The following is a 21,690-nucleotide window of genomic DNA, read 5'->3' as shown; positions in this document are numbered from 1 at the left end:
CGGCGAATGAGACTGTGCAATGCGTGATCTGAGTGAGCAGGAAAAATTCTGGCAGGGCGATTTCGGCAACCAGTATGTCGATCGCAACGTCGGACAACCGCTGGTGGCGGCCAACCTGGCGTTGTTCGCCAAGGCCCTGAGCCGCGCCGGGCGCATCGACAGTGTGGTTGAGCTGGGCACCAATGCCGGCAACAACCTGCAGGCGTTGCATCAACTGCTGCCGCAAAGTGAGTTGTTCGGCGTCGAGATCAATGAAAACGCCTGTGCTCAGGCGCGGGCACTGGGCATCGCGCAGATCTGGCACGGCTCGCTGTTCGACTTTCCGCGCGAGCGCAGTTACGACCTGACTCTGAGCAAAGGCGTGCTGATCCATCTGGCGCCGGAGCTGCTGCCGACCGCCTATGCGCAGTTGTATGCGTTGAGCCAGCGCTACATCCTGATCGCCGAGTACTACAATCCGGCACCGGTGGAAGTGTCCTATCGTGGCAACAGCGGCAAGCTGTTCAAGCGCGATTTCGCCGGGGAAATGCTCGATCGTTATGCCGATCTGCACTTGCTCGATTACGGCTTTGGTTATCACCGTGACCCACAATTCCCGGTGGACGACATCACCTGGTTCCTGCTGGAAAAACGTCCTTGAACAGCGTCGCAATCATCCCGGCCCGTGGCGGCAGCAAGCGCATCCCGCGCAAGAATCTGTTGCCGTTCGATGGCGTGCCGATGATTGTCCGCTCGATCCATACGGCGCTCGACAGTGGCCTGTTCGAACAGGTCGTGGTCAGTACCGATGACGCCGACATTGCCGAGCTGGCGCTGGCCCATGGCGCGCAAGTGCCGTTCCTGCGCCCGGCTGAACTGGCGGATGATTTCACCGGCACCGCTGCGGTGATCGTGCATGCCTTGCAGCAACTGCCAGCCTTCGATTACGCCTGCTGCGTGTACGCCACGGCGCCGTTGTTGCAGGCGCGTTTTTTGCGCGAGGGATTCGAGTTGCTGCAGCAGCACCCGGACAAAGCCTTTGCGTTCTCCGTGTGCAGCTTTGGTTTCCCGGTGCAGCGGGCGCTGACGCTGGACGGGCAGGGCGCATTGACCGCGTTGTACCCGGAATTTCGCCAAACCCGCTCGCAGGATCTGCCCGAGGCCTTTCAGGACGCCGGCCAGTTTTACTGGGGTCGCAGCGAGGCGTGGTTGCGCGGTGAAGTGTTGTATTCGTCCGCGAGTCTGCCGGTCATTCTGCCGCGACATCTGGTACAGGACATCGACACACTGCAAGACTGGAAACGCGCCGAATACCTCTACGCCGCGCTCAAGGCCGGCGGAGAACTGCAATGAGAGTGCTGATCCGCGCTGACGCTTCGCCGACCATCGGCAGTGGCCACATTGCCCGGGGCCTGACGCTGGCGCGAGTGCTGCGCAAGCAAGGCAGTCATGTTGCCTTTGCCTGCCGGCGGTTGCCCGGGCATCGGCTCGATGCCTTGGCTGCCGAAGGTTTCGAGACCTTCGCCTTGCCGGACTTCTACCCTGACGAAGACCCGCAGCAAGCCATCGAATCGATGCTGCCGTGGCAGGCAGACATCGAGGAGCTGGACGCCTTGCTGGCAGGTCACGCCGCATTCGACTGGATCATCGCCGATCACTACGGCCTCGATCATCACTGGCAAACCGCAGCGCGCCGTTGGGCACCTCGGATCGCGGCAGTAGACGATCTCGCCACTCGCCGTTACAGCGTCGATCTGCTGCTTAATCAGAACCTGTCCGGTCTCAGCGCAAACTATGCGCCGCTGCTGCCCGAAGGCTGCCGCACCTTGCTCGGCCCGCGCTACGCCATGCTGCGCGAGGAGTTCGTCTGTCCGGCCATTGCGATCAAGCCCAAGGCGCGCCGGGTGCTGGTGAATTTCGGTGGTTTCGATGCGGCGATGCAGACCCATCACGCGATGTTGGCGCTGAAGGATTTCGCAGAGCTGGAAGTGGATTTCGTCGCCGGTGCAGACAATCCTGCGTGGGCGCAAATGCAGGCACTGGCCGCAACACGGCCGCATTGGCGCCTGCACAGTTTCGTCAGCGATTTCCAGCAACGCATGACCGCTGCCGATCTGTTTATCGGCGCGGGTGGTGGCACCAGTTGGGAGCGTGCAGCCCTCGGCCTGCCGACGATCTGCATCGCGGTGTCGAACAATCAGCAGGCCAACGGCGAAGTGATGGCGGCGGCGGGGGCGCATGTGTTCATGGGCGCCCGCGAGCAGGTCAGCGTCGAACAACTGCGCGACGCCATCGGTTTTGTCGTCGACAATGTCTATCTGCGCCAGAGTCTGGCCGAGCGTTCACGGCAACTGGTCGATGGGCGCGGTGCGTTGCGCGTGGCGGCGGCGCTGGCCGGTGCGGTGCTCAAGCTGCGCCTGGCGACTCTGGATGACGCGCAATTGCTGTTCGACGGGCGCAATGCCGAGGCTGTACGCCGTTGGTCACTGGACGCTGGCGCAATCGAATGGCCGCAGCACCTGAACTGGCTCAATGCGAGCCTGCGCAATCCGCAGCGTCTGCTGTTGATTGCCGAGGCCGATGACGGCGCGGTCGGCGTCTTGCGTTATGACTTGCGCGGCTTTGAAGCCGAAGTGTCGCTGTATCTGCTGGAAGGACGGCTCGGTCTCGGCTGGGGCAGGGCGCTGCTGGCGCGAGGCGAGGCGTTCGTCCGCGAGCACTGGCCGCAGATGACCGTTATCACCGCTCAGGTGCTGCCGGGCAATCGCCCCTCTTTGAATGTGTTTCGTGACGCCGGATTCACCCAGAATGCCTGCACGTTCACCAAGGTTTTGAAGGATCACCGCGATGAGTAGTTTCAAGATTGGCGAGCGTCTGATCGGTGCCGATGCGCCGCCGTTCATCATTGCCGAGATGAGCGGCAACCATAACCAGTCGCTGGAGGTGGCCCTGCAGATTGTCGAAGCCGCCGCCAAGGCTGGCGCGCACGCCTTGAAGTTGCAGACGTACACCGCGCAGACCATGACCCTGGATCTGGCCGAGGGCGAGTTTTTCATCAAAGACCCGAATAGCCTGTGGGCGGGTACTTCGCTGTACGACCTGTATGAGAAGGCCCACACCCCGTGGGAGTGGCACGCGCCGATTTTCGCCCGGGCCAAAGCGTTGGGCATGCTCGCGTTCTCGACGCCGTTCGATGACACGGCGGTGGACTTTCTCGAAAGCCTCGATGTGCCGGCGTACAAGATCGCCAGTTTCGAAAACACCGATCTGCCGTTGATTCGTCGCGTGGCGGCGACCGGCAAACCGCTGATCATCTCCACCGGCATGGCCAGCATCGCCGAGCTCGACGAAACCGTGCGCGCCGCCCGCGAGGCAGGGTGCAAGGATCTGGTGCTGCTCAAATGCACCAGCACTTACCCCGCGACCCCGCTCAACAGCAATCTGCGCACGATCCCGCATCTGCGTGAGCTGTTCGGTTGCGAGGTAGGTCTTTCCGATCACTCCATGGGCGTTGGCGTGTCCGTGGCCGCTGTGGCGCTCGGGGCGACCGTGGTGGAAAAACATTTCACCCTCGACCGTTCGGCGGGCGGGGTCGACGCCAGTTTCTCGCTGGAACCTGCAGAGCTGGCCAGTCTGGTGGTGGAAACCGAGCGCGCCTGGCAAGCCATGGGCCAGGTGCATTACGGCGTCACCGAGGCCGAGCGCAAGTCGCTGGTCTATCGCCGTTCGCTGTACGTCACTGCCGACATGGCGGCCGGTGAAGCCTTTTCCGGGGACAATCTGCGCGCCATTCGCCCAGGTCTCGGTCTGCCGCCCAAGCACACCGATGCCGTCCTCGGTCGCCGCGCTCGTCAGGCGATCAAACGCGGCACGCCGCTGGACTGGTCGTTGGTCGAATAACCCGATCTGCAACCGATTCGGCAAAATAGCGTGACCTGCGAGTCATAACGCGCATCTTCACTGTATTGTATTGACCGGGGAGATGGCGCCTGGCCGTGTAATCGGTTCCAGTGATAGCCCTTTGCGCTCCCCGTGGCTGCCCTTTGTGGCGGCCGTTTTCTGTTTGTCGGCGCCCCTCGAATCCTTGCGAGCGGTGGTTTTGGGCTGTTTTTTATTGGGAAGCCGTAATGATTGGCATAAAAAGCATTGCGAGCTACGTTCCTGTAGCCGGCGTGGACAATTACGCACAAGGTGCAAAATTCGAGAAGGATGAAGAATTCATCCTCGGCAAAATCGGTTCGGCTTTCCTGCCGCGCAAAGACGCTGAACAGGAAACCTCCGATCTGTGCGTGGAAGCGGCCAATGCGCTGTTTGCCAGCAACCCTGAACTGAAGCGTGAATCGATCGACGCGCTGATCGTCGTCACCCAGAACGGTGACGAAGAAGGTCTGCCGCACACCGCTGCCATCGTCCAGGACAAACTCGGTCTGCCGACTAATGTCGCGGCGTTCGATATTTCCCTGGGCTGCTCCGGTTACGTCTACGGCATCTACGCGATCAAGGGCTTCATGGAAGCCGCCGGCCTGAAGAACGGCCTGCTGATCACCGCTGACCCGTATTCGAAAATCGTCGACCCGGAAGACCGTAACACCACCATGCTCTTCGGCGATGCCGCCACCGCGACCTGGATGGGCGAAGATCCTTCATGGGCGCTGGGCAAGGCCAAGTTCGGCACCGACGGTTCGGGCGCACCGCACCTGAAAGTCACCGATGGCGTGTTCTTCATGAACGGCCGTCAGGTGTTCAACTTCGCGCTGCTCAAAGTCCCGGCGCACTTGCACGAATTGCTCGACGACTCCGGCCTCAAGGCTGACGACATCGACGCCTTCTGCATTCACCAGGGCAGTGCGGCGATTGTCGATGCGGTGGCGCGGCGTTTCGAAGGCGAGCCGGAGAAGTTCATCAAGGACATGGTCGAGACCGGTAACACCGTGTCGTCGAGCATCCCGCTGCTGCTGGAAAAACACGTACTCGATTCCGACTGGCAGCGCATTGCCCTGAGCGGTTTCGGTGTCGGTCTGTCGTGGGGCTCGGCGATCATCTATCGTCCTTGAGTCGGTCAAAAACGGCGGATACAAAAATAGCGTTCAAGGTTACCCTTGAGCGCTATTTTTTTTGCCTGAATGGAGCGCTAGGCGGCATGAGCGAGTTTTTCCAACCCAACGCCCAGGTCATCCAGCAACGCTGGCCGGCGTTGTTCGAGCGGCTGATGGCGGAAGACACCTCAGTCGTTCAAGCCGAACTGGTGCAGGGCTTGGGCTCGACGCTCAGTGTCAATGGCATTCAACTGACCAGCCGCCACGACCGGGTCCACGAAGCCCGAATCCAGGCGGCCAGCCTGGCGGAACAACCGCAGTTGCATGTCTACGGCACCGGCCTCGGCGATTTGCCAACGGTGCTGCTGGAGCGCGCCGGCCTTGAGCGGTTGTACGTGCACATCCTCAATGGCGCGTTGTTCGCGCTGGTGCTGCAACTGCTCGATCAGCGCCAATGGCTGGAAGATCCGCGCGTGCAGCTGTTCTATGCCGGTGATCTGTCAGACATCTGCACACCGTTTTTCGCCCTGCCGGCGGAGATGCTGCTGGCTGATGACTTCAATGCGAAGATCCGCGATCGGCTGGTCAGTGAAGTGCACCTGAGCTTCAACAATCGCGAGTTCGATCCAAACTTGCCGTTCATTCAACAGCGTTTGCAGGACTGCCTGCCGGTGTTGCTGGGTGATGACGATGTGGCGCAGTTGTTCGGCAGCGCCAATGGCCGGGAAATCTATGTGATCGGCACCGGGCCGACGCTGGAAGGGCATTTCCAGCGTCTGGCGGCGGTGCATGCGCAGGCTGAACGTCCATTGTTGATGTGCGTCGATACCGCTTACCGGCCACTGCGCGAACACGGCATCGTCCCGGATCTGGTGGTCACCATCGATCAGCGCATCAGCTTCCGGCATTTGCCGTTCGAGGACTCCGCTGGCATCCCGCTGGTGTATCTGCCTATGAGCGATCCTGCGGTGCTGACCGCCTGGAAAGGCAAGCGCTATGGCGGTTACTCGGCCAGCCCGGTGTACGCCGCGTTGCGTGAGCAATATCCGCGCGGACAACTGCATGTCGGTGGCAGCGTGATTCATCCGGCGGTGGATCTGGCGGTGAAGATGGGCGCGTCGCGCATTACCCTGTTTGGCGCTGACTTCGCGTTCCCGATGAACAAGACCCATGCCGGTTGGAATGACGGTGATCTGGGCCCCGGTGTTGATCAGGCGCGGCATTGGGTGCAGGACGGCCATGGCCAGCGGGTCAGCACCCAGCTGAACTTTCGCGGTTATCTGTGCGTACTGGAGCGTTATATCGCCGCGCATCCGCAGGTGCAGTTTTTCAACAGCAGTCGAGCGGGCGCATTGATCGCCGGGACGCAGTTCAATCAGGAGTTTGTGCAATGAAGACGATTGAGCGCTGCGTCGACGAGTGCCGCCACTGCGCCGGGCTGTTTCGTCTAGGGCGTGATGTCGAGGCGGCGCTGGATATGGTCGATGTGTTCGAGGGCGCGCAGCAGTTGCTGATAGTTACGCCTGCGCCGATTCAGCAGGCCTGGGCCTTTGTACTCACGCACATGCTCGATTGTCAGGAGCGTCAGGACTGGTTGGGGCTGGCGGACTGGATGGAATACGAACTGATCGAAGTGTTGCAAAAAGCACGATCGGCAAAGTGAGCGACCGCACTGGCCCGCGGCCTTACGCGCGGGTCGGTTTTATGGCGTCATTTTTTCGCAGGTGGGAGGGCGCTAAGCCCTTGTTTTCTCGGGGGTGGCAGGGTGATGGCAAATTTTTTTCAAAAAGCCCTCAAGCAACTTGCCAACCCGACGATAACTATTACGAAGGTTCTCTAGGCCATTCCAGGCGGTTGCCAGGGCCGGAAGCCGCAGTACCCAACCAACGAGGAATTCGTCATGGCTTTAACAGTAAACACCAACACCACGTCGCTGAACGTTCAAAAGAACCTGAACCGCGCTTCCGACGCTCTGTCGACTTCGATGCAGCGCCTGTCTTCCGGCCTGAAAATCAACAGCGCAAAAGACGACGCTGCTGGCCTGCAGATCTCGAACCGTATGTCTTCGCAGATCCGTGGTAACACCCAAGCCATCCAGAACGCCAACGACGGTATCTCCGTTGCTCAGACCGCTGAAGGCGCTCTGCAAGCTTCGACCGACATCCTGCAGCGTATGCGTGAACTGGCTGTTAAAGCACGTAACGGCACCAACGGCACTGCTGACCAGACCGCAACCAACGCTGAATTCGCTCAGATGTCTGACGAAATCACCCGTATCTCGGCTGCTACCAACCTGAACGGCAAAAACCTGCTGGACGGTTCGGCTGGTACTGTAACCCTGCAAGTTGGCGCAAACACCGGTTCGGCTAACCACATCGACCTGGTACTGAGCTCCAAGTTCGACGCCGTCAGCCTGTCCGTAGGTAGCGGTACTGTAGTTCTGACTGGTACCACCGGTACTGGCGCTGGTTCTGCTTCGCAGAACATCGACAACGCGATCACTGCAATCGACGCCGCTATCGCTGCAATCGGTGCAACTCGTGCCAGCCTGGGTGCTTCGCAAAACCGTCTGACCAGCACCATCCAGAACTTGCAGAACATCACCGAGAACACCACTGCTGCACAAGGTCGCGTACAAGATACCGACTTCGCCGCAGAGACTGCTAACCTGACCAAGCAGCAAACCCTGCAACAGGCTTCGACCTCTGTTCTGGCTCAAGCCAACCAACTGCCTTCCGCTGTACTGAAGCTGCTTCAGTAATTTCGGAATGAGTTTGGGCGGGAGGGTGCGCTGGTCGCGCTCTCTCGCTTTTTTACGTTAGGAGGTGATGAGCATGGACATGAGCGTAAAGCTTAACGTGTCTTATCCGGCTCCCAAGCCAGCGACGCCTGTTGCTGATAAGCCGTCGGAGACGCCAAAAGTTGCACCGGTCGACGCTCCGGTCGCTGACAGGAAAAGTCAGCAAACGGATGACGCCAAGTTGAAACTGGCCGTGCAAGAGATCGAGAAGTTCGTTCAATCGATCAAGCGTAACCTGGAGTTCTCGATCGACGAGCACTCTGGCAAGGTCATCGTCAAGGTGATCGCAAGCGAGACGGGTGAGGTCGTACGCCAGATCCCCTCCGCAGAAGCACTCAAGCTCGCAGACAGCCTCGCCAACGCAAGCCATGTGTTGTTCGACGCCAAAGTCTGATAGCTGGCATGAATAGTGTTTGTCTTTCTTGAATGACGCCTGGATGGGTCAAAAGTCTGGCAACAATCTGAAGGGAGATGCACATGGCAAGTCCAATTCTACCGGGTTCCGGACTGGGTTCCGGCCTGGACATCGGCGCGATCGTGACCGCGCTGGTCAACGCCGACAAGTCGCCGAAGCAGACGCAGATCGATTCCGCGACCAAAACCAATACCCTGAAGATTTCCGGTGTCGGCACGTTGAAGAGTGCGCTGACCGCGTACCAGACGGCGATGACCAACCTGGGCAGCAAGACCAACCCGGCATTTGCCGGCTTCACGGCGACCTCGAGCAACACAGCGATTCTCGGCGCCACCTCCGATAACACCGCGGTGTCGGGGACTTACAACGTTGTTGTCAATCAATTGGCCACTGGCTCGAAAGTTGCCAGCGCTTCTTTCGCCGGCGGTGCTGCCAGTGCCATTCCGAGTGGTACCCTGAAAATCAGTCAGAATGGCACTGATTACAATGTCACGATCCCGGCCAATGCGACCTTGCAGAGCACCCGTGACGCAATCAACACGGCTCAGGGCTCAAATGGTATTTCTGCCAACATCGTGACCGACAGCAGCGGTGCTTCACGCCTGGTGATCAGCTCGAACAAGACGGGCGCAGGTACCGACCTCTCTGTCAGCGGGATTGCTGGTCTGGAGATCGACGGTACTCAGCCGATGGGTACCAATCCGGCGGCAGGCGCCTCTGGCAACGTCAATGGCCCTGCACAAGATGCCAAGGTGACCATCGACGGCCTGCAGGTTTCCAGCAAGAGCAATACGGTCAGTGGTGCAATCAGCGGCCTGACCCTGAATCTGACCACTGTCAGTCCTCTCGTTGGTGGCGTTGCCACGCCGACCGTTGTCAGCGTCGATACCAACACCAAGGGGCTGCAGGCGTCGGTTCAGGCGTTTGTTGACGCCTACAACACCCTGAAGACCACCATCGACACGCTTTCCAAGGCTACGCCTGATGAAGACGGCAAACTGACAGTGCAGGCGGCGTTTACCGGTGACTCGTTGCCGCGTTCGCTGATCGCCGACATCCGTGGCCAGTTGACTGCTCCTGGTGCTGGTGCAAAGGGTTCTTTGTCCTATCTGTCGGAGATCGGTGTGATGACCGACCGCAACACCGGCAACCTGACATTTGATACTGCTGCGTTCACCAAAACCATGGCTCAGCCCGGCAAGGCTGGCCAGGTGCAGCAGATGTTCACCGGGACCGACGACACCAACGGTCTGCTGGCGCGCATGAACAAGGCAGTGGATCCGTATCTGAAGGCGCCTGCCGGTAGCGCCCCTACTGCCGTAGGCCTGCTTGATCAGCGCATGTCCATTCTGAACAACAACACCAAGAGCCTGACCAGCCAGCAATTGGCGCTGGATCTGCGTGTTGCCAACCTGACCAAGACGTTGACTGCCAAGTACAACGCCATGGACTTGCTGGTAGGGCAGATGAAGGCGACGGCGAGCAATATCACGTCGTTCTTCAGCTCGCTGAACGCTCAGCAATCCGCGAAGTAACAGGCAATAACGACAAAAACCCGGCTACGCTTTATCGGCGTGCGCCGGGTTTTTGTCTTTTGATCTAAAGTTCTGTGATTCGTTGGCGATACACTGGTTATACGAGTCATTGTGGCAATGAGGTAGAACATGAACCCAATGTTAGCCCTTCGGCAATATCAGAAAGTCGGCGCGCACGCCCAGACCTCCGAGGCGAGTCCGCACCGTCTGGTGCAAATGCTGATGGAAGGCGGGCTGGCCCGCATCGCTCAGGCCAAGGGTGCCATCGAGCGCAAGGACATTCCTGGCAAATGCACCTCGATCAGCAAGGCCATTGGCATTGTCAGCGGGCTGCGCGAAGGTCTGGATCTGGAAAAGTGTGCCGATGAACTGGCCGATCTGGACGGGCTGTACATCTACATGATGAAACGTCTCGCCGAGGCCAACATCAACAGCGATCCGCGCATTCTCGATGAGGTCGCCGGCTTGCTGAGCACGGTCAAAGAAGGCTGGGATGCCATCGCCCCCGAGCCTGCTCCGCAGTTTTAAAGGAGAGCACCATGAGTCTTGTATTGCAGCGAATTGCCGACACCCGTGAAGCGCTGGTCAGTGCGCTGGCCGAACGCAACTGGGAAGCCATTGGCGAGCTGGATCTGGCTTGCCGTTCCTGCATGGAAGACGTCATGGCCGAGGCCTCGCTGGATGAGGAGGCCCTGCGCAGTAACCTTGAGGAATTGCTCCACGTTTACAAGGAGCTTCTGGAGGCGGCGATGGGTGAGCGCCAGGCGATAGCCAATGAGATGTCGCAGATCACCCAAGCGCAAAAGGCGGCAAAGGTTTACCATCTGTTTGGTTAATTAACCCCCAGTTAATCCAGACATGTGCGCCATAAATTTGACTGTGCACGGTTTTTTGACTTAACTAGTGGCTGTTTTCAGATTTCAGGCGTCTACAGGCACAAGGTGTCCTGCAAGCGTCTCGCTTGCCCCATTTTTCGGGCATTGAGTTGACTAGGGAAGTTGCTATTGCATGTGGCGTGAAACCAAAATTCTGCTGATCGATGACGATAGCGTCCGCCGCCGCGACCTGGCGGTGATTTTAAATTTTCTCGGCGAAGAAAATTTACCCTGCGGCAGCCATGACTGGCAGCAGGCTGTCGGCTCTTTGTCATCGAGTCGTGAAGTCATCTGTGTACTGATCGGGACGGTAAATGCTCCGGGTGCACTTTTGGGCTTGTTAAAGACACTCTCGACGTGGGATGAGTTCCTTCCGGTTTTGCTGATGGGCGATAATTCTTCCGTCGACCTGCCGGAAGACCAGCGCCGCCGGGTGCTTTCGACCCTGGAAATGCCGCCCAGCTACAGCAAACTGCTCGACTCCCTGCACCGTGCCCAGGTCTATCGCGAGATGTACGACCAGGCCCGCGAGCGCGGTCGTCATCGCGAGCCCAACCTGTTCCGCAGCCTTGTCGGCACCAGCCGGGCGATTCAGCACGTCCGGCAGATGATGCAGCAAGTGGCTGATACCGACGCCAGCGTGCTGATCCTCGGCGAGTCCGGCACCGGCAAGGAAGTGGTTGCGCGCAACCTGCATTACCACTCCAAGCGTCGCGACGCGCCTTTCGTGCCGGTCAACTGCGGGGCGATCCCGGCAGAGCTGCTGGAAAGCGAACTGTTTGGCCACGAGAAGGGCGCCTTCACCGGTGCGATCACCAGCCGTGCCGGGCGTTTCGAACTGGCCAACGGCGGTACGCTGTTCCTCGACGAAATCGGCGATATGCCGCTACCGATGCAGGTCAAGCTGCTGCGCGTGCTGCAGGAACGCACCTTCGAACGCGTGGGCAGCAACAAGACCCAGAGCGTCGACGTGCGCATCATTGCCGCGACCCACAAGAATCTCGAAAGCATGATCGAGATCGGCACCTTCCGCGAAGACCTCTACTATCGCCTGAACGTGTTCCCGATCGAGATGGCGCCGCTGCGTGAGCGCGTCGAAGACATCCCGCTGCTGATGAACGAACTGATCTCGCGCATGGAACACGAAAAGCGCGGTTCGATCCGTTTCAACTCGGCGGCGATCATGTCGCTGTGCCGTCACGGCTGGCCGGGCAACGTCCGCGAGCTTGCCAACCTGGTGGAGCGCATGGCGATCATGCATCCGTACGGGGTGATCGGCGTGGTCGAGTTGCCGAAGAAATTCCGCTACGTCGACGACGAAGACGAGCAGATGGTCGACAGCCTGCGCAGCGATCTCGAAGAGCGCGTGGCGATCAACGGTCATACGCCGGACTTCACCGCCAACGCGATGCTGCCGCCGGAAGGCCTGGACCTTAAGGACTACCTCGGTGGTCTGGAACAGGGCCTGATCCAGCAGGCGCTGGACGACGCCAATGGCATCGTGGCGCGCGCCGCCGAACGCCTGCGCATTCGTCGCACCACGCTGGTGGAGAAGATGCGCAAGTACGGCATGAGCCGGCGCGAAGGAGACGAACAGGCGGATGATTGACGCCTGTTTTTCAACGCCTTCATTTATAAGCAGTTTTTTTTAGGCACGGGTATTGCTACATCCCTCGCAACGTTCCGTTTAACTGACGGTCAGCCAAGCGAGAGAACACAATGCCCCACGCCCAGATGTCATCTGCCTCCCATGCCGAGGGGCAACCGTCGTCCGTAGAGCAGGCGAGTCGTCAGGGTCTTGAGCACGCGTTCGCGCTGTTCAATCAGATGTCCAGTCAACTGACCGATTCCTACAGCATGCTTGAAGCCCGGGTTACCGAGCTCAAGGGCGAGCTGGCGGTGGTCAGTGCCCAGCGCATGCAGGAGCTGGCCGAAAAAGAACGTTTGGCCAACCGTCTGCAAAACCTCCTTGATCTGTTGCCCGGTGGCGTCATCGTGATCGACGGCCACGGTATGGTGCGCGAAGCCAACCCGGCGGCGATCGATTTGTTGGGGCTGCCGCTGGAAGGCGAGTTGTGGCGCCACGTCATCGCCCGTTGCTTCGCCCCGCGTGAAGACGACGGTCATGAAATCTCTCTGAAAAACGGTCGACGCCTGTCGATTGCCACGCGCTCGCTGGATGCCGAGCCGGGGCAGTTGGTGCTGCTCAACGACCTGACAGAAACCCGCCACCTTCAAGATCAACTGGCGCGCCACGAGCGCCTGTCGTCGCTCGGACGGATGGTCGCCTCGCTGGCCCATCAGATCCGCACGCCGTTGTCCGCTGCGTTGCTCTACGCCAGTCATTTGACTGAGCAGGAATTGCCCGTCGCCACCCAGCAGCGCTTCGCCGGCCGTCTCAAAGAACGCCTGCATGAGCTGGAGCATCAGGTGCGCGACATGTTGGTGTTCGCCCGTGGCGAGCTGCCACTGACCGACCGCATCACCCCGAATACTTTGATGCAGGCGCTGCAAGCGGCGGCGCTGACCCATGTGCAGGATCTGCCAATCCGCTGGCAGTGCGACAGCCATGCCGGCGAGCTGCTGTGCAACCGCGACACCCTGGTCGGGGCGATTCTCAATCTGATCGAAAACGCGATTCAGGCCAGCGATGGCAACGTGCGCCTGAAAGTGCACTGCTACACCCGCGACAACAGCCTGCGCCTGTGTGTCAGCGACAGCGGCAGCGGCATTGATCCGCTGGTGCTGGAGCGTCTCGGTGAGCCATTTTTTACTACCAAAGTAACCGGCACCGGGCTTGGCCTGACCGTGGTCAAGGCTGTGGCGCGGGCACATCAGGGAGAATTGCAGCTGCGCTCGCGAGTCGGGCGCGGCACGTGCGCGCAGGTGATCCTGCCGCTGTTTTCCGCTGTACACGGAGCTGAGTAAACGTCATGAGCATCAAGGTTTTGCTGGTCGAGGATGACCGCTCGTTGCGCGAAGCGCTGGCCGATACGCTGTTGCTGGCGGGCCACGACTACCATGCAGTCGGCAGCGCCGAAGAGGCGTTGCAGGCGGTCGAGCGCGAAGCGTTCAGTCTGGTGGTCAGCGACGTCAACATGCCCGGCATGGATGGCCATCAACTGCTCGGTTTGCTGCGTGCGCGGCAGCCGCAATTGCCGGTGTTGCTGATGACTGCGCATGGCGCGGTCGAGCGCGCAGTCGATGCGATGCGTCAGGGCGCGGCGGATTACCTGGTCAAGCCTTTCGAACCCAAGGCTCTGCTGGACCTGGTGTCGCGGCATGCTCTGGGCTGCATCAGTGTGACGGAGGGTGAAGGTCCGGTGGCAGTCGAGCCGGCCAGTGCGCAGTTGCTCGAACTGGCGGCGCGGGTGGCACGCAGTGATTCCACGGTGCTGATCTCCGGCGAGTCCGGCACCGGCAAGGAAGTGCTGGCGCGTTACATCCACCAGCAATCCCACCGTGCGAGCCAGCCGTTCATCGCGATCAACTGCGCGGCGATTCCTGACAACATGCTTGAAGCCACGCTGTTCGGTCACGAGAAGGGCTCGTTCACCGGCGCCATTGCGGCTCAGGCCGGCAAATTCGAGCAGGCCGATGGCGGCACCATTCTGCTCGACGAGATTTCCGAGATGCCCCTGGGCCTGCAAGCCAAGTTGCTGCGGGTGTTGCAGGAGCGCGAGGTCGAGCGCGTCGGCGCGCGCAAGCCGATCACCCTGGATATTCGCGTGGTGGCGACCACCAACCGTGATCTGGCTGGCGAAGTGGCGGCGGGGCGTTTTCGTGAAGACTTGTTCTACCGCTTGTCGGTTTTTCCCCTGGCGTGGCGTCCACTTCGCGAGCGCACTGCCGATATCCTGCCGCTGGCCGAGCGGTTGCTGAACAAACACGTCAATAAAATGAAGCATGCGGCGGCGAAACTTTCGCCAGAAGCCCAGGCTTGCCTGACCCACTACCCGTGGCCGGGCAACGTGCGTGAGCTGGATAACGCGATTCAACGGGCGCTGATTCTGCAGCAGGGCGGTTTGATCCAGCCACAGGATTTCTGTCTGACCGGCGCAGTGACCTATACCGCGGCGCCGGTGCAACCGCTGGTGCGCGAAATCGAAGTCGAGGCTGAATCCGCCGGGGCGCTGGGCGATGACCTGCGGCGACGGGAGTTTCAGATGATCATCGACACCCTGCGCACCGAGCGTGGCCGGCGCAAGGAGGCTGCGGAGAAGCTCGGTATCAGCCCGCGTACCCTGCGTTACAAACTGGCGCAGATGCGTGATGCCGGGATGGACGTCGAAGGTTATCTGTTCGCCACCTGAAAGTTGACGCGAATAACGGTGGGAGGGGGCTTGCTCCCGAAGAGGTCAGGTCTGTCACATCATTGTTGAATGACACGCCGCCTTCGGGAGCAAGCCCCCTCCCACAGTTGTTTTGCGGTGATCCCGACATAGCGCACAGACCACAGCGGCATTTATGAAACAAGACCAGCCGAGCTGGCACCCTTGTTGCTAACACCTGTGTACCCGCCGAGTGAGTGTCAAAAAATTGCGGGCCGCCCAAGAGAGTAGACCATGAGCCAAGGTATTGAATTCAATCGGTTGATGATGGACATGAAGGCCATGAAAATGGACGCCATGGCCACGCCGAAATCGACTGCCGCCGTCCCTGAACTGGCAGGCAGCAGCTTTTCCGACATGCTCGGTCAGGCCATCAACAAAGTCAGCGATACCCAACAGGCGTCGACTCAGTTGGCCAACGCATTTGAAATCGGCAAGAGCGGCGTCGATCTGACGGACGTGATGATCGCCTCGCAGAAAGCCAGCGTGTCGTTCCAGGCTCTGACCCAGGTGCGCAACAAGCTGGTTCAGGCTTATCAAGACATCATGCAGATGCCGGTTTAAGGACGAGATTGAGTCATGGCAGAAGCAGTCGCCGATAATGTTCCGGCCAAGGCCACCCCGATAGACGGCAAACCGCCGCTGTTCGGCCTGTCCTTCCTGGAAAACCTCTCCGAGATGACCATGCTGCGTCAGGTGGGCCTGTTGGTCGGCCTGGCTGCGAGCGTGGCGATTGGCTTTGCCGTGGTGCTGTGGTCGCAGCAGCCGGATTACCGTCCGTTGTACGGCAGCCTTGCCGGCATGGACGCCAAGCAGGTCATGGACACCCTGGCTTCCGCCGACATCCCTTACACCGTCGAGCCGAACTCCGGCGCCTTGCTGGTCAAGGCTGACGACCTGTCCCGTGCGCGGATGAAACTCGCGGCCGCTGGTGTCACTCCCAGCGACGGCAACATCGGTTTCGAAATCCTCGACAAGGAACAGGGTCTGGGCACCAGCCAGTTCATGGAAGCGACGCGTTACCGTCGCGGCCTCGAGGGCGAACTGGCGCGCACCATCTCCAGCCTGAACAACGTCAAGGGCGCCCGCGTGCACCTGGCGATTCCGAAAAGTTCGGTGTTCGTGCGTGATGAACGCAAGCCAAGCGCTTCGGTATTGGTCGAGCTGTACTCCGGGCGTTCGCTGGAGCCGGGTCAGGTGGTGGCGATCATCAACCTGGTGGCGACCTCCGTGCCTGAATTGAGCAAATCGCAGATCACCGTCGTTGATCAGAAGGGCAACCTGCTCTCCGATCAGGCGGAAAACTCCGAAATGACCATGGCCGGCAAGCAGTTCGATTACAGCCGCCGCATGGAAAGCATGCTTACCCAGCGCGTACACAACATTCTGCAGCCGGTACTGGGCAACGATCGCTACAAGGCTGAAGTCTCCGCCGACATCGATTTCAGTGCCGTCGAATCGACCGCCGAGCAGTTCAACCCGGACCAGCCGGCGTTGCGCAGCGAGCAGTCGGTCAACGAACAACGCACCGCCAGCAATGGCCCGCAAGGTGTGCCGGGTGCCCTGAGCAACCAGCCGCCAGCGCCGGCCTCGGCCCCGCAAACCACCGGTGGCGCGCAAGGCTCTACCGGCATGATTCAGCCAGGTCAGCCACTGGTCGATGCCAACGGTCAGCAGATCATGGACCCGGCCACCGGCCAGCCGATGCTCGCGCCGTATCCGGCCGACAAGCGTCAACAATCCACCAAGAACTTCGAGCTTGATCGTTCCATCAGCCACACCAAACAGCAGCAGGGTCGCCTGAATCGTCTGTCGGTGTCGGTGGTGGTCGACGATCAGGTCAAGGTAAACGCGGCCAACGGTGAAACCACCCGCGCGCCGTGGAGCGCCGATGAACTGGCGCGCTTCACCCGCCTGGTGCAGGACGCGGTCGGCTTCGATGCCAGCCGTGGCGACAGCGTCAGCGTGATCAACATGCCGTTCTCCGCCGAGCGCGGTGAAGTGGTCGCCGATATACCGTTCTACTCCCAGCCATGGTTCTGGGACATCGTCAAGCAAGTGCTGGGTGTGTTGTTCATTCTGGTGCTGGTGTTTGGTGTGCTGCGTCCGGTGTTGAACAACATCACCGGCGGCGGCAAAGGCAAGGAGCTGGCCGGTCTGGGCAGCGACGTGGAACTCGGTGGCATGGGCGGCCTGGACGGCGACCTGGCCAACGACCGCGTGAGCCTCGGTGGTCCGCAGAGCATTCTGTTGCCGAGCCCGAGTGAGGGTTACGACGCACAACTGAATGCAATCAAGAGCTTGGTGGCCGAGGATCCGGGTCGCGTGGCTCAGGTCGTGAAAGAGTGGATTAACGCAGATGAGTGATAACCGAGCCGCAACCGTCAAACTGAACAAGGTCGACAAAGCCGCGATTCTGCTGCTGTCCCTGGGTTCGACCGATGCAGCCCAAGTGCTGCGCCACATGGGCCCGAAAGAGGTTCAGCGTGTGGGTGTGGCCATGGCCCAGATGGGCAACGTCCATCGCGAGCAGGTCGAGCAGGTCATGAGCGAGTTCGTCGACATCGTCGGCGACCAGACCAGCCTCGGCGTCGGCTCCGACGACTACGTGCGCAAAATGCTCACCCAGGCGCTGGGTGAAGACAAGGCCAACGGCCTGATCGACCGCATCCTGCTCGGGGGCAACACCAGTGGCCTCGACAGTCTGAAATGGATGGAGCCGCGCGCTGTTGCCGACGTGATCCGTTACGAACACCCGCAGATCCAGGCCATCGTGGTGGCGTACCTCGACCCGGATCAGGCCGGTGAAGTACTGGGCAACTTCGACCACAAGGTGCGTCTGGACATCATCCTGCGCGTCTCGTCGTTGAACACCGTGCAACCGGCCGCCCTGAAAGAGCTGAACCAGATTCTCGAGAAGCAGTTCTCCGGCAACTCGAACGCCTCGCGCACCACCCTGGGTGGCATCAAGCGTGCGGCGGACATCATGAACTTCCTCGACAGCTCGATCGAAGGCCAGCTCATGGACTCGATCCGCGAAGTCGACGAAGACCTGTCCGGTCAGATCGAAGACCTCATGTTCGTGTTCAACAACCTGGCCGATGTCGACGACCGTGGCATCCAGGCGCTGTTGCGCGAAGTGTCCTCCGACGTGCTGGTGCTGGCCCTCAAGGGTTCGGACGAAGGTGTCAAAGAAAAGATCTTCAAGAACATGTCCAAGCGTGCGGCCGAACTGTTGCGCGACGACCTCGAGGCCAAAGGCCCGGTGCGCGTCAGCGACGTGGAAACCGCGCAGAAAGAAATCCTCACCATTGCCCGTCGCATGGCCGAAGCCGGCGAAATCGTGCTCGGTGGCAAGGGCGGCGAGGAAATGATCTAAGCCCATGGACAAGCATGACGAGTCAGTGACGGATCTGATCCGCGCCCGCGATGTCCGTGGTTTCGAATCCTGGGCGCTGCCCAGCTTCGATCCGCCGAAACCGGAACCCGAACCGGAACCGGAGCCCGAACCGCCGGAAATGGAAGAAGTGCCGCTGGAAGAAGTCCAGCCACTGACCCTGGAAGAACTCGAAAGCATCCGTCAGGAGGCTTACAACGAGGGCTTTGGCATCGGCGAGAAGGAAGGTTTTCACAGCGCCACGCTCAAGGTGCGTCAGGAAGCCGAGGTGGCGCTGGCGGCGAAACTGGCCAGCCTCGAGCAACTGATGACCCACCTGTTCGAGCCGATTGCCGAGCAGGACACCCAGATCGAAAAGTCGCTGGTCGACCTCGTGCAACACATCACCAGACAGGTGATCAAGCGCGAATTGGCCATCGATTCCAGCCAGATCGAACACGTCATGCGCGACGCGCTCAAGCTGCTGCCGTTGGGCGTGGAAAACGTGCGTCTGTACGTCAATCCGCAGGACTTCGAGCAGGCCAAGGCCTTGCGCGAGCGTCATGAGGAATCCTGGCGCATCGTCGAAGACGACTCGCTGCTGCCGGGCGGTTGCCGGGTTGAAACCGAGCACAGCCGCATCGACGCCAGCATCGAGACCCGCGTGACCCAGGTCATGGCCAAACTGTTCGACCAGTTGCACGAACAGGCTCTGCACCCGGCCGCGCCGGACCTGAGCCTGGACATTCCTGAAGAAAGCCAACTGACGGCTGCGCCTGAAGAGCCGCTCGCGGACACCCCCGATGCGCCTTGAACGCACCAGTTTCGCCAAGCGCCTCAGCACCTATGCCGACGCCACTGAAATCGCCGGCGCGCCGATTCTCGAAGGCCGCCTGCTGCGCATGGTCGGCCTCACCCTCGAAGCCGAAGGCCTGCGCGCCGCCATGGGCACGCGCTGCCTGGTCATCAATGACGACAGCTATCACCCGTCCCAGGTGGAAGCGGAAGTCATGGGCTTCTCTGGCAGCAAAGTCTTTCTGATGCCGGTCGGCAGCGTCGCCGGTATCGCCCCGGGCGCCCGCGTGGTGCCGCTGGCAGAAACCGGTCGCTTGCCGATGGGCATGAGCATGCTCGGTCGCGTCCTCGATGGGGCCGGACGCGCGCTGGACGGCAAGGGCGGGATGAAGGCTGAAGACTGGGTGCCGATGGACGGCCCGACGATCAACCCGCTCAACCGTGACCCGATCCACGAACCGCTGGATGTCGGCATTCGTTGCATCAACGGCTTGCTGACGGTCGGGCGTGGTCAGCGTCTGGGCCTGTTCGCCGGTACCGGTGTCGGTAAATCGGTGCTGCTGGGCATGATGACCCGCTTCACCGAGGCCGACATTATCGTCGTCGGTCTGATCGGTGAGCGGGGTCGAGAAGTTAAGGAGTTCATCGAGCACATCCTCGGTGAAGAAGGCCTCAAGCGTTCGGTGGTCGTCGCCTCGCCGGCGGACGATGCGCCGCTGATGCGTCTGCGCGCGGCGATGTACTGCACGCGGATCGCCGAGTATTTCCGCGACAAGGGCAAAAACGTTCTGTTGCTGATGGATTCGCTGACCCGTTTCGCTCAGGCCCAGCGGGAAATCGCCCTGGCCATCGGCGAGCCGCCGGCGACCAAGGGGTATCCGCCCTCGGTGTTCGCCAAACTGCCGAAATTGGTGGAGCGCGCCGGTAATGCGGAGAAGGGCGGCGGTTCGATCACTGCGTTCTACACCGTATTGTCCGAAGGCGATGACCAGCAGGATCCGATTGCCGACTCGGCGCGGGGCGTGCTCGACGGCCACATCGTGTTGTCCCGGCGTCTGGCCGAGGAAGGGCACTACCCGGCCATCGACATCGAAGCCTCGATCAGCCGGGTGATGCCGGCCGTGGTCTCGGCGGAACACATGCAGCGCGCGCAGTACTTCAAGCAGCTGTGGTCGCGCTATCAGCAGAGCCGCGATCTGATCAGCGTCGGCGCTTACGTCGCCGGTGGCGACCGCGAGACCGATCTGGCGATCTCGCTGCAACCGCAACTGACCCGCTACCAGCGGCAGGGGCTGAACGACAAGATCAACATGGGCGAGAGCCAGGCTTACCTCGAAACCCTGTTCGCGCCTGCGGCGGGCGGGTAACCGGCCATGGCCGTGAGCCGAGCTGCGCGCCTGGCGCCGGTGGTGGAAATGGCCGAACAGGCCGAGAAAACCGCCGTGCAACGCCTGGGTTACTTTCAAGGCCAGGTCAAAGTCGCTGAAAGCAAACTCGCCGACCTCGACGCCTTTCGTCTGGATTATCAGGAACAGTGGATCGTGCGCGGCAGCGACGGGGTTTCCGGGCAATGGCTGCTGGGGTATCACGGCTTTCTGGCGCAACTGGACACCGCGATCGACCAGCAGCGCCAGAGCCTGGTCTGGCACCAGAACAACCTGATCAAGGCGCGCGACGCCTGGCAGCAGGCGTTCGCCAAGGTCGAAGGCTTGCGCAAACTGGTGCAGCGCTACCGCGAAGAGGCGCAACGCCTCGAAGACAAGCGCGAGCAGAAGCTGCTGGACGAGTTGTCGCAGCGCTTGCCGCGGCACGATCCGTATTAACGTGCCGCAGCAGTGGTGCTAGAGGATGGACGGAGTCATTTGTCCAATATTGTGAAGCTGAAGCCTTTGGAACGACCCAGGAGTTTGGAGTCTCGGATCACATCGAAGAACATATATATTTGTTTGCCCACTAACTCCCATTCCCAGTAGTCAGTGATGGGTAGAGCGTAATCCGGCCGATCACTAAGGTTTATTTGCCACTTTCTATGGGTATCAACGTCTTCGGCCACAAGGTAAAACGCAAGTTCGTCGCCTGCTTTACCTGGGTAGGTCGCCTTCACGCGGGAATCACCCTTAAGGTATTCATCATGAGTGATGATGGTTGGTGACGCGGTGTTAGTCAGTGACGGTTTTTCAAAGCGTTCAAAAAGCGGGTCCATGATGCAGTCCTTTGACCTGAGCGCAGCGAAATTGCTGCCGCTTGATTAAGGGCTATGCCTCTTTCCTCGATCTACTGTCAGATCTGACAGTGGCGACAAGCGGCAGTCGCGAAGTGGCTGCAGGGCCTCGGTTCTCCTGCGCAAACGGGTGCAGCGCTACGGCGAAGAGGCGCAACGCCTCGAAGACAAGCGCGAGCAGAAGCTGCTGGACCAGTTGTCGCAGCGCCTGCAGCGGCACAACCCTTTTCAAATTGCCCAAAAATTCCCTGTGGGAGCGGGCTTGCTCGCGAAAGCGGTGTGTCAGAGACAGCAATGTTGACTGACACACCGCTTACGCGAGCAAGC

22 protein-coding genes and 1 pseudogene are annotated in these 21,690 nt (G+C 60.5%); 22 read left to right on the top strand and 1 reads right to left on the bottom strand.

From position 1 onward, the window contains the following. Nucleotides 1-19 precede the first annotated feature (19 nt). From LVD08_RS06095 to fliJ, 21 genes are all read left to right on the top strand, one after another. Entirely contained in the window at nucleotides 20-640 is a 621-nt protein-coding gene (locus LVD08_RS06095; protein ID WP_247267717.1) for a pseudaminic acid biosynthesis-associated methylase, read from the top strand. Beyond that, the gene (gene pseF, locus LVD08_RS06090; RefSeq protein ID WP_247267716.1) at nucleotides 637-1,332 is read left to right on the top strand and encodes a pseudaminic acid cytidylyltransferase; all 696 of its coding nucleotides are present in this window, start codon (nucleotides 637-639) and stop codon (nucleotides 1,330-1,332) included. Before LVD08_RS06095 ends, pseF begins: the two co-directional genes overlap by 4 nt. Next, nucleotides 1,329-2,834, top strand: coding sequence for a UDP-2,4-diacetamido-2,4,6-trideoxy-beta-L-altropyranose hydrolase (gene pseG, locus LVD08_RS06085; protein WP_247267715.1), 1,506 nt, complete (start codon nucleotides 1,329-1,331; stop codon nucleotides 2,832-2,834). The genes pseF and pseG overlap by 4 nt, the downstream gene beginning before the upstream one ends. Further along, on the top strand, nucleotides 2,827-3,879 hold the full coding sequence (gene pseI, locus LVD08_RS06080) for a pseudaminic acid synthase (protein WP_115987959.1): 1,053 nt from the start codon (nucleotides 2,827-2,829) through the stop codon (nucleotides 3,877-3,879). The genes pseG and pseI overlap by 8 nt, the downstream gene beginning before the upstream one ends. Nucleotides 3,880-4,106: 227 nt before the next feature. Further along, on the top strand, nucleotides 4,107-5,033 hold the full coding sequence (locus LVD08_RS06075) for a ketoacyl-ACP synthase III (RefSeq protein WP_096796272.1): 927 nt from the start codon (nucleotides 4,107-4,109) through the stop codon (nucleotides 5,031-5,033). A gap of 86 nt (nucleotides 5,034-5,119) precedes the next feature. After that, nucleotides 5,120-6,409, top strand: a complete 1,290-nt coding sequence (locus LVD08_RS06070) for a motility associated factor glycosyltransferase family protein (protein ID WP_247267714.1) — start codon at nucleotides 5,120-5,122, stop codon at nucleotides 6,407-6,409. Continuing rightward, on the top strand, nucleotides 6,406-6,678 hold the full coding sequence (locus LVD08_RS06065; protein ID WP_247267713.1) for a hypothetical protein: 273 nt from the start codon (nucleotides 6,406-6,408) through the stop codon (nucleotides 6,676-6,678). The genes LVD08_RS06070 and LVD08_RS06065 overlap by 4 nt, the downstream gene beginning before the upstream one ends. Nucleotides 6,679-6,915: 237 nt before the next feature. Beyond that, nucleotides 6,916-7,776 (top strand): flagellin domain-containing protein, encoded by an 861-nt coding sequence (locus LVD08_RS06060; RefSeq protein ID WP_007958307.1) that lies wholly within the window; start codon nucleotides 6,916-6,918, stop codon nucleotides 7,774-7,776. A 73-nt stretch (nucleotides 7,777-7,849) separates the two neighbouring features. After that, a complete protein-coding gene (locus LVD08_RS06055) occupies nucleotides 7,850-8,209 on the top strand; it encodes a flagellar protein FlaG (RefSeq protein ID WP_097090143.1) in 360 nt (119 codons plus the stop codon). A gap of 83 nt (nucleotides 8,210-8,292) precedes the next feature. Then, a complete protein-coding gene (gene fliD / locus LVD08_RS06050; protein ID WP_103368115.1) occupies nucleotides 8,293-9,765 on the top strand; it encodes a flagellar filament capping protein FliD in 1,473 nt (490 codons plus the stop codon). A 129-nt stretch (nucleotides 9,766-9,894) separates the two neighbouring features. After that, nucleotides 9,895-10,293, top strand: a complete 399-nt coding sequence (gene fliS / locus LVD08_RS06045) for a flagellar export chaperone FliS (RefSeq protein ID WP_027614233.1) — start codon at nucleotides 9,895-9,897, stop codon at nucleotides 10,291-10,293. Nucleotides 10,294-10,304: 11 nt separating this feature from the next. Beyond that, nucleotides 10,305-10,601, top strand: a complete 297-nt coding sequence (fliT, locus tag LVD08_RS06040; RefSeq protein ID WP_007966233.1) for a flagellar protein FliT — start codon at nucleotides 10,305-10,307, stop codon at nucleotides 10,599-10,601. Nucleotides 10,602-10,773: 172 nt separating this feature from the next. Beyond that, entirely contained in the window at nucleotides 10,774-12,249 is a 1,476-nt protein-coding gene (locus LVD08_RS06035; RefSeq protein ID WP_003222863.1) for a sigma-54 dependent transcriptional regulator, read from the top strand. 125 nt (nucleotides 12,250-12,374) lie between these two features. Beyond that, nucleotides 12,375-13,568 (top strand): sensor histidine kinase, encoded by a 1,194-nt coding sequence (locus tag LVD08_RS06030; RefSeq protein WP_179353308.1) that lies wholly within the window; start codon nucleotides 12,375-12,377, stop codon nucleotides 13,566-13,568. A gap of 5 nt (nucleotides 13,569-13,573) precedes the next feature. Further along, complete coding sequence (locus LVD08_RS06025) at nucleotides 13,574-14,953, top strand: sigma-54-dependent transcriptional regulator (RefSeq protein WP_247267712.1); 1,380 nt, start codon at nucleotides 13,574-13,576, stop codon at nucleotides 14,951-14,953. A gap of 252 nt (nucleotides 14,954-15,205) precedes the next feature. Continuing rightward, nucleotides 15,206-15,535 (top strand): flagellar hook-basal body complex protein FliE, encoded by a 330-nt coding sequence (gene fliE, locus LVD08_RS06020; protein WP_003222869.1) that lies wholly within the window; start codon nucleotides 15,206-15,208, stop codon nucleotides 15,533-15,535. A 15-nt stretch (nucleotides 15,536-15,550) separates the two neighbouring features. Then, on the top strand, nucleotides 15,551-17,338 hold the full coding sequence (gene fliF / locus LVD08_RS06015) for a flagellar basal-body MS-ring/collar protein FliF (protein ID WP_027614236.1): 1,788 nt from the start codon (nucleotides 15,551-15,553) through the stop codon (nucleotides 17,336-17,338). Next, nucleotides 17,331-18,350 (top strand): flagellar motor switch protein FliG, encoded by a 1,020-nt coding sequence (gene fliG, locus LVD08_RS06010; protein ID WP_007920042.1) that lies wholly within the window; start codon nucleotides 17,331-17,333, stop codon nucleotides 18,348-18,350. Before fliF ends, fliG begins: the two co-directional genes overlap by 8 nt. A 4-nt stretch (nucleotides 18,351-18,354) precedes the next feature. Further along, entirely contained in the window at nucleotides 18,355-19,161 is an 807-nt protein-coding gene (gene fliH, locus LVD08_RS06005; RefSeq protein WP_247267711.1) for a flagellar assembly protein FliH, read from the top strand. Then, the gene (gene fliI / locus LVD08_RS06000; protein WP_007966241.1) at nucleotides 19,151-20,509 is read left to right on the top strand and encodes a flagellar protein export ATPase FliI; all 1,359 of its coding nucleotides are present in this window, start codon (nucleotides 19,151-19,153) and stop codon (nucleotides 20,507-20,509) included. The genes fliH and fliI overlap by 11 nt, the downstream gene beginning before the upstream one ends. A gap of 6 nt (nucleotides 20,510-20,515) precedes the next feature. Next, nucleotides 20,516-20,965, top strand: coding sequence for a flagellar export protein FliJ (fliJ, locus tag LVD08_RS05995; protein ID WP_095139370.1), 450 nt, complete (start codon nucleotides 20,516-20,518; stop codon nucleotides 20,963-20,965). Nucleotides 20,966-21,000: 35 nt separating this feature from the next. On the opposite strand, the gene LVD08_RS05990 is transcribed toward fliJ, so the two are convergent. Further along, entirely contained in the window at nucleotides 21,001-21,345 is a 345-nt protein-coding gene (locus tag LVD08_RS05990; protein WP_247267710.1) for a hypothetical protein, read from the bottom strand. A gap of 136 nt (nucleotides 21,346-21,481) precedes the next feature. Between LVD08_RS05990 and LVD08_RS05985 the strand changes: the two are divergent. After that, a pseudogene (locus tag LVD08_RS05985) lies at nucleotides 21,482-21,592 on the top strand (flagellar export protein FliJ); the annotation flags it as partial. Nucleotides 21,593-21,690 lie beyond the last annotated feature (98 nt).

Source organism: Pseudomonas sp. YL2, assembly GCF_023063025.1.
Taxonomy (GTDB): domain Bacteria; phylum Pseudomonadota; class Gammaproteobacteria; order Pseudomonadales; family Pseudomonadaceae; genus Aquipseudomonas; species Aquipseudomonas putida_A.
Note: the sequence above shows the minus strand (reverse complement) of the source record. Positions and strands in the feature narration are given on the sequence as shown.